Annotated in this window: 15 protein-coding genes; 14 read left to right on the top strand and 1 reads right to left on the bottom strand. The window is 66.9% G+C overall.

The genetic code is table 11. The features are described from left to right. Positions 1 to 5: 5 nt before the first annotated feature. The gene (locus KUV49_RS14840; RefSeq protein ID WP_222450618.1) at positions 6 to 617 is read right to left on the bottom strand and encodes an OmpW/AlkL family protein; all 612 of its coding nucleotides are present in this window, start codon (positions 615 to 617) and stop codon (positions 6 to 8) included. 170 nt (positions 618 to 787) lie between these two features. Here KUV49_RS14840 and KUV49_RS14835 point away from each other — a divergent pair, with 170 nt between their 5' ends. The 14 genes from KUV49_RS14835 to KUV49_RS14775 all read left to right on the top strand — a co-directional run bounded on the left by KUV49_RS14835 (position 788) and on the right by KUV49_RS14775 (position 13934). Continuing rightward, positions 788 to 2407: a carboxyl transferase domain-containing protein gene (locus KUV49_RS14835; protein ID WP_222450617.1), complete on the top strand. Its 1620-nt coding sequence runs from the start codon at positions 788 to 790 to the stop codon at positions 2405 to 2407. Positions 2408 to 2473: 66 nt separating this feature from the next. After that, positions 2474 to 2896 (top strand): ASCH domain-containing protein, encoded by a 423-nt coding sequence (locus KUV49_RS14830; protein ID WP_222450616.1) that lies wholly within the window; start codon positions 2474 to 2476, stop codon positions 2894 to 2896. Further along, complete coding sequence (locus KUV49_RS14825; protein ID WP_222450615.1) at positions 2889 to 4838, top strand: acetyl/propionyl/methylcrotonyl-CoA carboxylase subunit alpha; 1950 nt, start codon at positions 2889 to 2891, stop codon at positions 4836 to 4838. The genes KUV49_RS14830 and KUV49_RS14825 overlap by 8 nt, the downstream gene beginning before the upstream one ends. Then, entirely contained in the window at positions 4835 to 5488 is a 654-nt protein-coding gene (locus tag KUV49_RS14820) for a glutathione S-transferase family protein (RefSeq protein WP_222450614.1), read from the top strand. The genes KUV49_RS14825 and KUV49_RS14820 overlap by 4 nt, the downstream gene beginning before the upstream one ends. Next, entirely contained in the window at positions 5485 to 6168 is a 684-nt protein-coding gene (locus KUV49_RS14815) for a glutathione S-transferase family protein (protein ID WP_222450613.1), read from the top strand. The genes KUV49_RS14820 and KUV49_RS14815 overlap by 4 nt, the downstream gene beginning before the upstream one ends. Continuing rightward, positions 6161 to 7015 (top strand): hydroxymethylglutaryl-CoA lyase, encoded by an 855-nt coding sequence (locus tag KUV49_RS14810; RefSeq protein ID WP_315899516.1) that lies wholly within the window; start codon positions 6161 to 6163, stop codon positions 7013 to 7015. The genes KUV49_RS14815 and KUV49_RS14810 overlap by 8 nt, the downstream gene beginning before the upstream one ends. A gap of 62 nt (positions 7016 to 7077) precedes the next feature. Then, positions 7078 to 7866 carry a crotonase/enoyl-CoA hydratase family protein gene (locus KUV49_RS14805; protein WP_222450611.1) on the top strand — a complete coding sequence of 263 codons (789 nt, stop codon included), beginning with the start codon at positions 7078 to 7080 and terminating at the stop codon, positions 7864 to 7866. 71 nt (positions 7867 to 7937) lie between these two features. Continuing rightward, the gene (locus KUV49_RS14800) at positions 7938 to 9215 is read left to right on the top strand and encodes a hypothetical protein (RefSeq protein WP_222450610.1); all 1278 of its coding nucleotides are present in this window, start codon (positions 7938 to 7940) and stop codon (positions 9213 to 9215) included. A gap of 147 nt (positions 9216 to 9362) precedes the next feature. Beyond that, positions 9363 to 9491, top strand: coding sequence for a hypothetical protein (locus KUV49_RS21560; RefSeq protein WP_261391224.1), 129 nt, complete (start codon positions 9363 to 9365; stop codon positions 9489 to 9491). Between the two features lie 1372 nt (positions 9492 to 10863). Further along, positions 10864 to 11229: an NADH-quinone oxidoreductase subunit A gene (locus KUV49_RS14795; protein WP_152492847.1), complete on the top strand. Its 366-nt coding sequence runs from the start codon at positions 10864 to 10866 to the stop codon at positions 11227 to 11229. Next, positions 11220 to 11855: a NuoB/complex I 20 kDa subunit family protein gene (locus KUV49_RS14790; protein WP_261391223.1), complete on the top strand. Its 636-nt coding sequence runs from the start codon at positions 11220 to 11222 to the stop codon at positions 11853 to 11855. The genes KUV49_RS14795 and KUV49_RS14790 overlap by 10 nt, the downstream gene beginning before the upstream one ends. A gap of 21 nt (positions 11856 to 11876) precedes the next feature. Beyond that, positions 11877 to 12488: an NADH-quinone oxidoreductase subunit C gene (locus KUV49_RS14785; protein ID WP_222450609.1), complete on the top strand. Its 612-nt coding sequence runs from the start codon at positions 11877 to 11879 to the stop codon at positions 12486 to 12488. A gap of 28 nt (positions 12489 to 12516) precedes the next feature. After that, positions 12517 to 12684, top strand: a complete 168-nt coding sequence (locus tag KUV49_RS14780; RefSeq protein WP_172978100.1) for a hypothetical protein — start codon at positions 12517 to 12519, stop codon at positions 12682 to 12684. An 11-nt stretch (positions 12685 to 12695) separates the two neighbouring features. Beyond that, complete coding sequence (locus KUV49_RS14775; protein ID WP_222450608.1) at positions 12696 to 13934, top strand: NADH-quinone oxidoreductase subunit D; 1239 nt, start codon at positions 12696 to 12698, stop codon at positions 13932 to 13934. Positions 13935 to 13939: the final 5 nt, after the last annotated feature.

Raw genomic sequence — 13939 nt, 5'->3', positions numbered from 1 at the left:
AAGGATCAGAAGGTGTGGACGTAGGACACGCCGAAGACCCACGGGTTGATCTTGGCCTTGCCGATGTCCACGCCGTTCAGCTTGACGTCGCTTTCGATGTTCATCCAGCGCACGTCTGTCCGCAGCGCGCCCTTGTCGGAGACCCTGTAATCAAGGCCGGCGTGCAGGGCGAGGCCCCAGCTGTCGTCGAGGTCGAGGTCGTTGCCCGCGAGCGGACCGACGGCCTTGGATTCGGTGAAGGTGGTGTAGTTGAGGCCGGCGCCGATGAAGGGCGTGATGTTGCCCTTGTTGGTGAAGTGGTATTGCAGCGAGAGGGTCGGCGGCAGGTGCTTGACCTCTCCGATCTTCACGCCGCCGGTGTCGACGTCATGGGCAAAGGGCCAGGCGGCCAGAAGCTCGACGCCGAGGTTGTTGGCGATGAAGTATTCGCCGGTCAGCGACAGCGAGTAGCCGTTGTCGACGCTGATCGGCGTGGGGCCGGCGAGCACGCCGTTGCCGCTTTCGGGGATGACGCCGGCGAGGCCGATGCCGAGCGAGACGTCGCCGCGCTCCTGCGCGAGGGCCGGCGCCGCGCCGGCGACGAGTGCTGCGAGTGCGAGGGCGGTGAGATGTTTCATGGTCTTTCCACTTCTGAGTTGTTCGAGCGGAAGATGACTCGGGTCGGGCTAAATCTCTTTGATGTATGTCAAAATCGCGGTGAGCCCGCGGGGTGTTGCGGATATGTCACGAAGTTCTGCGGTGCGGCGGGGGCGCGGCCCCGGAAGATCAATGCGAAAGGAGTGGCGGGATGAAGATTTCCTCTAAGATTCTGACCGGATCGGCGGAGTTCCAGGCCAACCGGGAGGCGCATCTGGCCGCGCTGGCAACGGTCGAGGAGGCCACGCGTGCCGCCGCGGAAGGCGGCGGCGAGGCCGCGCGGGAGCGGCACAAGGGCCGGGGAAAGATGCCCCCTCGCGAGCGGGTGGCGAATCTGCTGGATCCGGGCAGTCCCTTTCTTGAGGTGGGCGCGGTGGCGGCGCATGGGTTGTATGATGGGGCAGCGCCCTGCGCGGGCGTGATCGCGGGCGTGGGGCGCGTCGCGGGGCGCGACTGCATGGTGGTCTGCAATGACGCCACGGTGAAGGGCGGCACCTATTACCCGATGACCGTCAAGAAGCACCTGCGCGCCCAGGAGATCGCGGAGGAATGCCGGCTGCCCTGTATCTACCTGGTGGATTCGGGCGGGGCGAACCTGCCCAACCAGGACGAGGTGTTTCCCGACCGGGATCATTTCGGGCGGATTTTCTACAACCAGGCGCGGATGAGCGCCAAAGGCATCGCGCAGATCGCCGTGGTGATGGGCTCGTGCACCGCCGGGGGCGCCTATGTGCCGGCAATGAGCGACGTGACCATTATTGTCCGCGACCAGGGGACGATTTTCCTGGCCGGACCGCCGCTGGTGAAGGCGGCGACGGGCGAGGACGTGACGGCCGAGGATTTGGGCGGCGGCGACGTGCATACGCGGCTTTCCGGGGTGGCGGATTACCTGGCGGAGGATGACGCGCACGCACTGGCCCTGGCGCGGCGGGCCGTGGGGAACCTTGGAACGGAGGCCGGGGTGGCCGGGGTGAACCCCGGCCTACGGATGGAGGCACCGGAGGCGCCCGCCTATGACCCCGAGGAGATCCTGGGCGTGGTGCCGGGGGACCTGCGTACGCCGTATGACATCCGCGAGGTGATCGCGCGGCTGGTGGATGGCAGCCGGTTCGACGAGTTCAAGGCGCGGTTCGGAGAGACGCTGGTGACGGGGTTTGCCCATGTGGAGGGGTGCCCGGTGGGGATTGTCGCCAATAACGGTGTCTTGTTCAGCGAGGCGGCCCAGAAAGGCGCGCATTTCGTGGAATTGTGCAGCCAGCGCAAGGTGCCGCTGGTGTTTCTGCAGAACATCACCGGGTTCATGGTGGGCCGGCGGTACGAGAACGAGGGGATCGCGCGGCACGGGGCCAAGATGGTGACGGCGGTGGCGACGACGAGCGTGCCCAAGGTGACGATGCTGGTGGGCGGGTCGTTCGGGGCCGGCAACTATGGCATGGCCGGGCGGGCCTATCAGCCGCGGTTCCTGTGGACCTGGCCCAACAGCCGGATTTCCGTGATGGGCGGTGCGCAGGCGGCGGGCGTGCTGGCGACGGTGAAACGCGACGCGATCGAGCGCAAGGGCGGCACGTGGAGCGCCGACGAGGAAGCGGCGTTCAAACAGCCCACGGTGGATATGTTCGAGGAACAGAGCCATCCGCTTTATGCCAGTGCGCGGTTGTGGGATGACGGGATCATCGACCCGCGGAAATCCCGGGCAGTGTTGTCGCTGTCGTTGCGGGCGGCGTTGAATGCGCCGGTGGAGGAGACGCGGTTTGGTCTCTTTCGGATGTGAGGCCGGGCGCGCGGCGCGGGGCCGCGCGGAACGGCGTATGGAAAAAGGTGAAAGAGGGTCGTGACGATGCAATTGCAAGCGGTTCAAGAACGGTATCCGGGGGCGCAGGCCTATGTGTTCGGCGACAGCGCCCGGATGTCTGCGGAATTGATCGGGCTGGTGCGCGCGGGCCCCAAGCGGGCGACCTGCCTGTCCATGGCCGAGGTGGCGCGCGGCGAGGCGGTGCCGCAGATCGGGCGCTGCGACGTGGCCACGACCTTTGACGGTCGGCCCGCGCTGGTGACCCGGACGATGGAACTGCGGCTGGTGCGGTTCTGCGACATGCCCGAGGCGCTTGCCCTGGCCGAGGGGGAGGATGAGACGCTGGACGGGTGGAAAGAGGGCCACGAGGGGTATTACCGGCGGATCGGGGTTTTCGATCCGCAGATGGAACTGATCTGGGAGCGGTTCGAGGTCATCGAGGATCTGGGGGCCGTGGACGATGTTTGACACGATCCTGATTGCCAACCGGGGCGAGATTGCCTGCCGGGTGATGGAGACGGCGCGGGCCATGGGGGTGCGCTGTGTCGCCGTCTATTCCGATGCCGACCGGGCGGCGCGGCATGTGGCGCTGGCGGATGCCGCCGTGCATATCGGCGGCGCGGCACCGGCGGAGAGCTATCTTGACGGGGCGAAGATCATCGCGGCGGCGCAGGAGAGCGGCGCGCAGGCGATCCATCCGGGCTATGGCTTTCTGAGCGAGAATCCGGATTTCGTGGAGGCGGTCGAGGCGGCGGGGCTGACCTTTATAGGCCCGTCGGCCAAGGCGATCCGGGCGATGGGGCTGAAGGATGCGGCCAAGGCGCTGATGCACGAGGCCGGGGTGCCGGTGGTGCCGGGCTATCATGGCGAGGAGCAGGATTCGGGGTTCCTGGCAGAGAAGGCCGGGGAGATCGGCTATCCGGTGCTGATCAAGGCCGTGGCGGGCGGCGGCGGCAAGGGGATGCGGCTGGTCGAGGCGGCCAAGGGCTTTGACGAGGCGCTGGAGAGTGCGCAGGCCGAGGCGAAGACGGCCTTTGGCAACGCCGCTGTGCTGATCGAGAAGTATATCCAGCAGCCGCGGCATATCGAGGTGCAGGTCTTTGGCGACGGGACAAGCGCCGTGCATCTCTTCGAGCGGGATTGCTCGTTGCAGCGGCGGCACCAGAAGGTGATCGAGGAAGCGCCGGCGCCGGGGATGACGCCCGAGGTGCGGGAGGCCATGGGGGCGGCTGCCGTGCGCGCGGCGGAGGCCATCGGCTATGCCGGGGCGGGGACTGTGGAGTTCATCGTGGACGGCTCGGATGGGCTGCGCACGGATGGGTTCTGGTTCATGGAGATGAACACGCGGTTGCAGGTGGAGCATCCTGTGACGGAAGAGATCACCGGGGTGGACCTCGTGGAGTGGCAGTTGCGGGTGGCCGCGGGTGAGGGGTTGCCGAAGCGGCAGGAGGATCTGTCGATCAATGGCCACGCGTTCGAGGCAAGGCTCTATGCCGAGGATGTGCCGAAGGGGTTCCTGCCGGCGACGGGGCGGCTGCGGCACCTGGTGTTTCCGGCAGGCGCGCGGGCGGATACCGGCGTGCGGGCGGGCGACGAGATTTCCCCGCATTACGATCCGATGATCGCCAAGCTGACCACGCATGGCCCGACGCGGGCGGTGGCGCTGCAACGGCTGGGCGCGGCGCTGGAGGCGACTCAAGTGGCCGGGACGGTGACGAACCTGGCGTTCCTGGGGGCGCTGGCGCGGCACGAGGGGTTCGGCCGGGGCGAGGTGGATACCGGGCTGATCGCGCGTGACCTGGAGGCGTTGAGCGCGCCGCCTGAGGTGAGCGACGCGACGGTGGCGCTGGCGGCGCTGGCCAGTCTTGGATTGCTGGACGAAAGCGGACCGGAGACGGGCTTTGCCCTGTGGCAGCCTTTGCGGCGGAGCGTGGTTCTGCGGCGCGAAGGCGAGGAGGTGCAGGCGAAAGTGCAAAGCCTGTCGGCGGAGGCGCATGACGTGGAGGTTGGTGACGCGCTGGTCGCGGCGCGGCGCGTCGGTGGGCGTTGGCAGTTGGACGGCCAGCTTGCGCCGGAGGTGGCGGTGACGGGCGACCTGGTGACGGTCTTTGCGGGCTACGGGATCGGGTTCGACATCCTCGATCCGCTGGAGCGGGGCGAGTTTGCCGCCGGCGACGCCAGCGTGATCGAGGCGCCGATGCCCGGCATGGTCAAGGCGGTCTTTGCCGAGGCCGGGCAGGAGGTGGCCAAGGGCGACCGGCTGGCCGTGCTGGAGGCGATGAAGATGGAGCACAGCCTGCTGGCGCCGCGCGACGGGGTGGTGGCCGAGGTGCTGGCCGAGGCGGGCAGCCAGGTGGAGGCGGGCGCGGCGCTGATCCGGCTGGAGGAGGATGCGGAGGCGGCGGCGTGACGGAGGGGCTGCGGCTGACCGGCTATCGCTTCAGCGTCTATACGCGCAGCGTGCGGATGGGGCTGGCGGCGAAGGGGCTTCGTCATGACTATGTGGAGTGCGATCCGTTCGGGGAGGGCGCGCAGGCGCTGAGCCGGCTGCACCCGTTCGGGCGGGTGCCGGTGCTGGAAGCCGGAGACTTTCGGCTGTGGGAAACGCAGGCGATCCTGGATTACCTGGAGGCCGTCGCGCCGGAGCCGCGGATGGTGCCGGACGCGCCCGAGGGCGCGGCGCGGATGCGGCAGGTGATGGGGATCGCGGACAGCTATGCCTATTGGCCGCTGGTGCGGCAGGCCTTTTCCAACGCGGTCTTCGCGGCGCTGGAATGCGAGGCGGGCGATGCGGAGGCGCTGGCGGACGGGCTGGCGGCCGCGCCGCGCGTGCTGGACGCGCTGGAGGAGATTGCGGCCGAAGGGCTGGTTCTGCGGCCCGGGAGCCTCGACCTGGCAGGCTGTCACCTCTGGCCGATGCTGGACTATTTCGGCATGGTGCCGGGCGGGGAGGAGATGATCGCCGCACGACCCGCGCTGGCGGCGTGGTGCGTGTGGATGGAAACCTGCGACGTGGCACAGGAGACGCGTCCGAACCTGACCAAGGAGGCGATGGCGTGATTGTCCTGCATCATGTGCCGCAAAGCCGCTCGATGCGAGTGCTGTGGCTGCTGAACGAGCTGGAAGGCGTCGAATTCCGCGTGGTGACCCATGCCTTCGACAAGAGCCTGCGGCAGCCTGAGTTCCTGAGCCTGTCGCCGGCGGGGCGCGTGCCCGCGCTGGAGATCGAGGGCGAGCGGATGTTCGAATCGGGCGCGATGATGGAATACCTGTGCGAGAAGTTCCCCGAGCGGGGGATGGGCCGGATGCCGGGCGACATGGACCGGATGGCCTATCTCGTGTGGTTGCATTTCGCCGAGACCGTCAGCCAGCACGTGGCGATCCTGACCCAGCAGCACATCATGCTGCGCGAGGATCACATGCGCAGCCCGACGGTGATGCGGCTGGAGGCGGCGCGCCTGCGCAAGTGCTATGGCGCGATCGAGGCGCGGCTGAGCACGCCGGTGGAGAACCGCGATTACCTGCTGACCGGGGGCTATTCGGCCTGCGATATCGCCGTGGGGCAGGCGGTTTACATGGCGCGGCATTTCGCGACGCTGGACGGGTTTCCCGAGACGGCGAAGTGGTTCGCGCGGCTGACCGAGCGGGCGGCGTACCGGGCGGCCTTGCCCGAGGAGAGCGGCGTTCGGATCTACGAGCAGGCGTTCTATGCGGCGCCGGAGGAGGATGCGGATGGCTGAACGGGTCGAGATCTTCGAGGTGGGCCCGCGCGACGGGTTGCAGAATGAGGCGCGCGAGATCCCGGTGGCCGAGAAGGTGGCGCTGATCGACTGCCTAAGCGGCGCGGGGTTTGCCCGGATCGAGGTGGCGAGTTTCGTCAGTCCCAAATGGGTGCCGCAGATGGCCGGCTCGGCCGAGGTGCTGGCCGGGATCACCCGCGCGCCGGGGGTGCGCTATGCGGCGCTGACGCCCAACATGCGTGGGTTTCAGGACGCGATGGCGGCGGCGGCGAACGAGGTGGCGATTTTCGGCTCGGCCTCGGAAGGGTTTTCCAGGGCGAATATCAACGCCAGCATCGAGGAGAGCCTGCAACGCTTCGCCCCGGTGGCGGAGGCCGCGCGGGAGGTGGGCGTGCCGTTGCGCGGCTATGTGTCCTGCGTGACGGACTGTCCGTACGATGGGCCGGTGGCGCCGGACCGGGTGGCCGAAGTGGCGGGCCGGCTTTACGAGATGGGCTGTTACGAGATCAGCCTGGGCGACACGGTCGGGCAGGGCACGCCGGAGAGCATCGACGCCATGCTGCGCGCGGTGACGCGAGCGGTGCCGGCGGAGAAGCTGGCGGGGCATTACCATGACACCGGGGGCCGGGCGCTGGACAATATCGAGACGTCGCTGGCGCACGGGCTGCGCGTGTTCGACGCCGCCGTCGGAGGCTTGGGGGGCTGTCCCTATGCGCCGGGCGCGAAGGGGAACGTGGCGACCGAGAAGGTGCATGACAAGCTGGAAGCGCTGGGCTGCGCCACCGGGCTGGACCGGGATGTTCTGGGCCGCGCGGCGGAGATGGCGCGGGCGATGCGGGCGGGGTGACAAGAATTTTCGAAAATTCTTGTCAAAATTCTTGGAAGAATTTTGGTGCGGGGAGAGGACGGATGTACGAGACTGTGAGGATCGAGCGGGATGCGCGCGGCGTGGCGACGCTGTGGCTGGACCGGGCGGAAAAGCACAACGCGCTGTCGGCGCGGATGATCGCGGAGCTGCACGAGGCCGCGCGGGAACTGGGCGCGGACGAGAGCGTGCGCGTGGTGGTCCTGGCCGCGGACGGCAAGAGTTTCTGCGCCGGCGGCGACCTTGGCTGGATGCGTGAGCAGTTCGAGGCCGATCCCGAGACGCGCGCGAAAGAGGCGGGCAAGCTGGCCTACATGCTGCAGGCGCTGAATACCCTGCCGAAGCCCCTGATCGGCCGCGTGCATGGCAATGCGTTCGGGGGCGGGGTGGGGCTGATCTCGGTCTGCGACGTGGCGGTGGGCGCCGAGGCTGTGCAGATGGCGCTGACCGAGACGCGGCTGGGGCTGATCCCGGCCACGATCGGGCCCTACGTGGCCGCGCGGATGGGCGAGGCCAAGGCGCGGCGGGTTTTCATGTCGGGACGGCGGTTCGAGGCCACCGAAGCGGTGCGGCTGGACCTGCTGGCGCGCGCCGTGCCGGGGGACGCGCTGGACGGGGCGGTCGAGGAGGAGGTCGCGCCCTACCTGGACTGTGCGCCGGACGCGGTGGCGCAGGCCAAGGGCCTCCTGCGCCGGCTGGGGTCGACGATCGACGAAGACGTGATCGGGGACACGATCGAGGCGCTCAGTGCCTGCTGGGCGGGCGACGAGGCGCAGGCCGGGATCGCGGCCTTTTTCGAAAAGCGCACGCCGCCCTGGAAAGGCGACAGCTGATCCTGTTAATTTAACGAAGATTAAATCTTTTTCCCGTTTTTTGGGCCAGGCATTGAATCAAGGTGACAGGAATGAAGCGTATTCTTCAGGGGATCGGGATGATCGAGGGCGCCGTGATGGCGCTTGGGTTTTTGTGGCTGACCGCGTCGGCGGCAGTTGCGCAGGATGGGGGGGCGCAGGACGGGGTCTATGCCTCGGGCGATGGCAGCCTGCGCACCGACCTGCGCTATTCCGAGCGGATATTCGACCGCCAGAACGACGTGACCACCAAGGTGGCGCAGATCCTGCGCGCGCGGGCCTCGGGGCAGGTGCCGGAGGGGTCGCTGACCTTTGGCGGGCGGCTGATCGCGACGCAGATCTCGGAGCGCACGAACACGCCGGGCAAGTTTCCGATCCTGTCGCGGCTGCCGCCGACGCACACGCGGGGCCGGTCGGACAGTTACGGCGTGATCAACGAGATCTCGCTGAACGCGACGCTGGCGCTGCCCTGGGTCACCGGCTTTGTCCAGGGCGAGTTCACCGAGGTCGAGTATCCCGGCCAGGACGATGTCCAGCTGCGCAAGTACATGCTGATCCTGGGCGATCTGAACCGCTCGCCCTTCTACCTGGCGGTCGGTCGCAAGACGTTGAATTTCGGGAATTTCGCCAGCTACGCGCCGTTCACGCACACCCATTCCAGCCACTATTTCTGGGCCCAGAGCGAGGATCCAATGATCGAACTGGGATATGTCACCGAGCGCACGGAACTGGCCTTTACCCTGATCCCGGCGCATCGCGGCAACCGGGTGCTGAGCAGTCCCAGGAACAATGGCGAGCTGACGAATTTCGCGTTGAACGGCGCGCATCGGTTCGGGGTCGCGCCGGGGCACGACCTGACGGTCGGGGCCGGGTACCTGCGCGGGTCGATCTATGACAGCACCATCGCGCACCACCCGCCGGGGCGGGGGATCAATCGGTTCTGGAACGAGCTGTGGGACGTCAACCTGACCTGGAGCGGGCCGCGTTTCGACGTGCAGGCGGAGTTCACCCGGTCGATGCACGACTGGCCCGCCACGGGGCATCACGTGCAGGCCACGACGCTGCAGGCCCGGTGGCACCGGACCCTGGCCGGCAAGCCGATCACCTATTCGGTGTCCGCCAGCCGCGGCGTGCAGGGCACGAATGGCAGCGAGTGGGAGCGGATGGAGCAGGTGATCCTCGGGGTCGAGTACGAGGCCGCGCGGCATGTCACGCTGGGGGCGGAGTACATGTACAACGCCGGTTTCGTTCCGCTGATCCTGCCGACCTTTACCGGCGACAGGTCGGTGGAGTCGCATACGCTGATCGCGGGTGTGAAAATGACGTTCTGAGATCGGGCTGAGACGGGGTCGTGCAGGGGGCAGAGACCGGGCTGGCCCGGAGGAAAGCCGGGGGCAGGCAGGGCCGGGCGCAAAGCCTGCCCGGCGCAGAGAGCGACGAGGCCGGGGCGTGGCGCATATGCTTGCGTCGTGCAGGGCATGAACAGGACAGGTGCGGCGTCGGTCACGTCGGATGCAGAGGCGGGCCATGCGGAGCGCGACAGCCACCGGATACGGAGAGGCGGCGCGCCGGACGCGAAGGTCGATCATACCGGGCGCAGGGATTGAGCGCGCCGGTCGGAAAGACCAAGGCTTTTCGGTGCGCAGGCGGCGCGTGCCGAGTGCGGGGACAAGAGGTGCCGGGCACATATTCGCGGCACGCCGGAGCAGGAGGCGCTGCAAAAGGGGTGCGGAGTTGGGCCAACGCAGTGTGAGGGCACTGCGTTTAGTTTGTGCCAAACGCCCAGACCTGGCGCGGCGTCAGTCCCTGCCGGGTGCAGGGGCTGTGGCAGCCTCTATGCCGCGCGAGCGAACACGGCGCCACTGAACGGCGCGGTGGGGCGTGAAGGTGCGGGGCACTTATTCGCGGCACGCCGGAGATAGGGACAGCGCTACAGGGGCGCGGAGATGGGACAGAAGCTGCGTGGGGACCCTGCGTCCAGGTTGCGAGAAGGATGCAGATCTGGCGCGGCGTCAGTCCCTGCCGGGTGCAGGGGCTGTGGCAACGTCTGTGCCGCGCGAGCGGACAGGGCGCGACTGAACGGATCGGAAGGCCGGGGAGGAGCATGGCGCATATATTCGAGGCAAGCCGAAGGTGGAGGCCGCACGTATGGGGCGCAGGGATGGTATAGGCGCGGCGTGAGGATACTGACTTGCGAGAAGGATGCAGACCTGGCGCGGCGTCAGTCCCTGCCGGGTGCAGGGGCTGTGGCAACGTCTGTGCCGCGCGAGCGGACAGGGCGCGACTGAACGGATCGGAAGGCCGGGGAGGAGCATGGTGCTTGTATTCGCGGCAAGCCGGAGGTGGAGGCCGCACGTATGGGGCGCAGCGACGGTATGGGCGCGGCGTGAGGATACTGACTTGCGAGAAGGATGCAGACTTGGCGCGGCGCAAGTCCCTGCCGGGTGCAGGGGCTGTGGCAGCCTCTGTGCCACGCGAGCGGACAAGGTGCGATTACACGGTGCGGAGGGGACAAGAGGTGCCGGGTACATATTCGCGGCAAGCCGGAGCGGGAGGCTGCGTAGTAGAGACGCGGAGACGGGACAGAAACTGCGTGAGGACGTTGCGTCCAGGTTGCGAGAAGGATGCAGACCTGGCGCGGTGTCAGCCCCTGCCGCGTGCAGGGGCTGTGGCAACGTCTGTGCCGCGCAAGCGAACAGGGCGCGACGGCACGGCGCGGGGCTGGAGCCGGGGTCGCGCCGGTCCGGAGGGGCGCATTTGCGGTGCGCCCGGAACTCGCGTCAATTTGCCCAAGGCGGTCCCGGGCCCCCAAATTCGATATACCACGGTATTCAAGGGGTTTCGCCCTGCGCCGGGCGCCTTGAATTCACGTCCCGCTTGGTTGACCCTGCTCCGGGGCAGGGGTAAACCCTGACGAGTACTACACGCCAATCTTATGCCCGGCCCGTGCGACGGCCCGGCGCATGAAAGGAGCCACACGTGGAAGAGATGCTGAGGGAGTACCTCCCTGTTCTCGTTCTTCTGGGTATCGCCATCGGTCTTGGACTGGTCCTTATCCTCGCCGCGGTCGTGCTGGCCGTGCGCCACCCCGACCCCGAAAAGGTCAGCGCCTACGAATGCGGCTTCAACGCCTTCGACGACGCGCGGATGAAGTTCGATGTCCGGTTCTACCTTGTCTCGATCCTGTTCATCATCTTCGATCTGGAGATCGCGATGCTGTTTCCCTGGGCGGTGGCGTTCCAGGACCTGAGCATGACGGCGTTCTGGTCGATGATGGTCTTCCTGGGCGTGCTGACGGCCGGGTTTGCCTATGAATGGCGGAAAGGGGCGATGGAATGGCAGTAGAGGACAAGACCGCGTACACGACCGACGAGGAAATGGTCACCGAGGTGCAGAGCGAGGGCTACCAGTCCCCGCGCATCAAGACCGGACCGTCGAGCCAGGTGCCGCTGGAGGCCTATGCCGACGACTACCAGCGCGACACTGCCACGCAGGCGCTGAACCGCGAATTGCAGGACAAGGGCTTTCTGGTGACCTCTACCGAGGACATCATCAACTGGGCGCGTACCGGGTCACTGCACTGGATGACCTTCGGCCTTGCGTGCTGTGCGGTGGAGATGATGCACACCTCGATGCCACGCTACGACCTGGAACGGTTCGGCACGGCGCCGCGCGCCAGCCCGCGCCAGTCGGACCTGATGATCGTGGCCGGCACGCTGACCAACAAGATGGCCCCAGCCCTGCGCAAGGTCTACGACCAGATGCCCGAGCCGCGCTACGTGATCAGCATGGGATCCTGCGCCAATGGCGGCGGATACTATCACTACAGCTATTCGGTGGTGCGCGGCTGCGACCGGATCGTGCCGGTGGATGTCTACGTGCCCGGCTGCCCGCCCACGGCGGAGGCGCTGGTCTACGGGATCATGCAGCTGCAACGGAAAATCCGGCGCACCGGGACGATCGTGCGCTGAGGCGCCTTTGGGGGATGCAAGATGAGTGACGCGCTAACCGAACTTGGACACCATATCGAAACCCGCCGGCCCGATTGCGTGTCCGGCTGGTCGGTGGACCATGGCGAGCTGAACGTGACCGTGACCCTGTCGAGCCTGAAGGGGCTGGTGGAGTTCCTGAAGACCGATCCGAACTGCCGCTTTTCGACGCTGGTGGATATCACCGGCGTGGATTACCCGGACCGGCCCAAGCGGTTCGACGTGGTCTATCATTTCCTGAGCATGTACCAGAACCACCGCATCCGGCTGCGCGTGGCGGTGCGCGAGGAGGACATGGTGCCGTCGATCACGGACGTGCACCCTTCGGCCAACTGGTTCGAGCGCGAGGTTTTCGACATGTTCGGCATCCTCTTCAGCGGCCACCCGGACCTGCGGCGCATCCTGACCGATTACGGCTTTCGCGGGTTCCCGCTGCGCAAGGATTTCCCGACCACGGGCTATACCGAGGTACGCTATGACGAGGTGCAGAAGCGCGTGGTCTACGAGCCGGTGAAGCTGGTGCAGGAATACCGGCAGTTCGACTTCATGAGTCCGTGGGAGGGTGCCGACTATATCCTGCCGGGGGACGAGAAAACCGACGAGAAGGCCAAGTGAACCGCGGCGCGAAAGGGACGACACGGACATGCTTTGGGTGATACTCTTCATGGCGGCGTTCGTGGTTCCCTTCTGGAAGCTTCTGCCGGGCTACGGCATCGCCAGCGCATGGGCGCTGGTGGCGATCTTTCCGCTGGGCGCGCTGGCGCTCTTGTACCTGATGGCGTTCGGCCCCCGCGCGGACGATAGAGGATAAGGAGACCAAGGATGATGGACGGCTCCAACACGTTGACGAAGGGCTTTGCCGATACCGAGACCGGCGAGCAGAAGATCCGTAATTTCAACATCAACTTCGGGCCGCAGCACCCGGCGGCGCACGGCGTGCTGCGCCTTGTGCTGGAGCTGGACGGCGAGATCGTGGAGCGGTGCGACCCGCATATCGGTCTGCTGCACCGTGGCACCGAGAAGCTGATGGAAAGCCGGACGTACCTGCAGAACCTGCCTTATTTCGACCGGCTGGATTATGTGGCGCCGATGAACCAGGAGCACGCCTGGTGCCTGGCCATCGAGAAGCTGACCGGCGTCGAGGTACCGCGCCGCGCGAGCCTCATTCGGGTGCTTTACTCGGAAATCGGGCGGGTGCTCAACCACCTGCTGAACGTCACCACGCAGGCGATGGACGTGGGCGCGCTGACGCCGCCGCTGTGGGGGTTCGAGGAACGCGAGAAGCTGATGGTGTTCTACGAACGGGCCTGTGGCGCGCGGCTGCACGCGGCCTATTTCCGGCCCGGCGGCGTGCACCAGGACCTGCCGCCGGAGCTCTTGGACGATATCGAGACCTGGGCGCGGGACGAGTTTCCGAAGTTCATGGACGATATCGACGGGTTGCTGACGGAGAACCGCATCTTCAAGCAGCGCAACGCGGATATCGGCGTGGTCAGCCAGCAGGAGGCGCTGGACTGGGGCTTTTCCGGCGTCATGGTGCGCGGCAGCGGCATGGCGTGGGATTTGCGCCGGGCGCAGCCCTATGAGTGCTATGACGAGTTCGAGTTCAAGATCCCGGTGGGCAAGAACGGCGACTGCTATGACCGCTACCTGTGCCGGATGGAGGAGATGCGCCAGTCGGTGTCGATCATCCTGCAGGCGATCGAGAAGCTGCGCGCGCCCGACGGGCAGGGCGATATCCTGTCCCGCGGCAAGATCACGCCGCCGAAGCGGGGCGAGATGAAGACCTCGATGGAGGCGCTCATCCATCACTTCAAGCTTTATACCGAAGGGTTCCACGTGCCCGAGGGCGAGGTCTATTGCGCCGTCGAGGCGCCCAAGGGCGAGTTCGGCGTCTACCTGGTGTCGGACGGCACCAACAAGCCTTATCGCGCCAAGCTGCGCGCGCCGGGCTTTTTGCACCTTCAGGCGATGGATCATGTCGCCGGCGGGCACCAGCTGGCCGATGTGGCGGCGATCATCGGGACGATGGACGTGGTCTTTGGGGAGATCGACCGCTAGGCGGG

It is taken from the genome of Roseovarius atlanticus (assembly GCF_019802205.1).
Classification (GTDB): domain Bacteria; phylum Pseudomonadota; class Alphaproteobacteria; order Rhodobacterales; family Rhodobacteraceae; genus Roseovarius; species Roseovarius atlanticus_A.
This window is presented reverse-complemented; position numbering and strand designations above follow the sequence as displayed.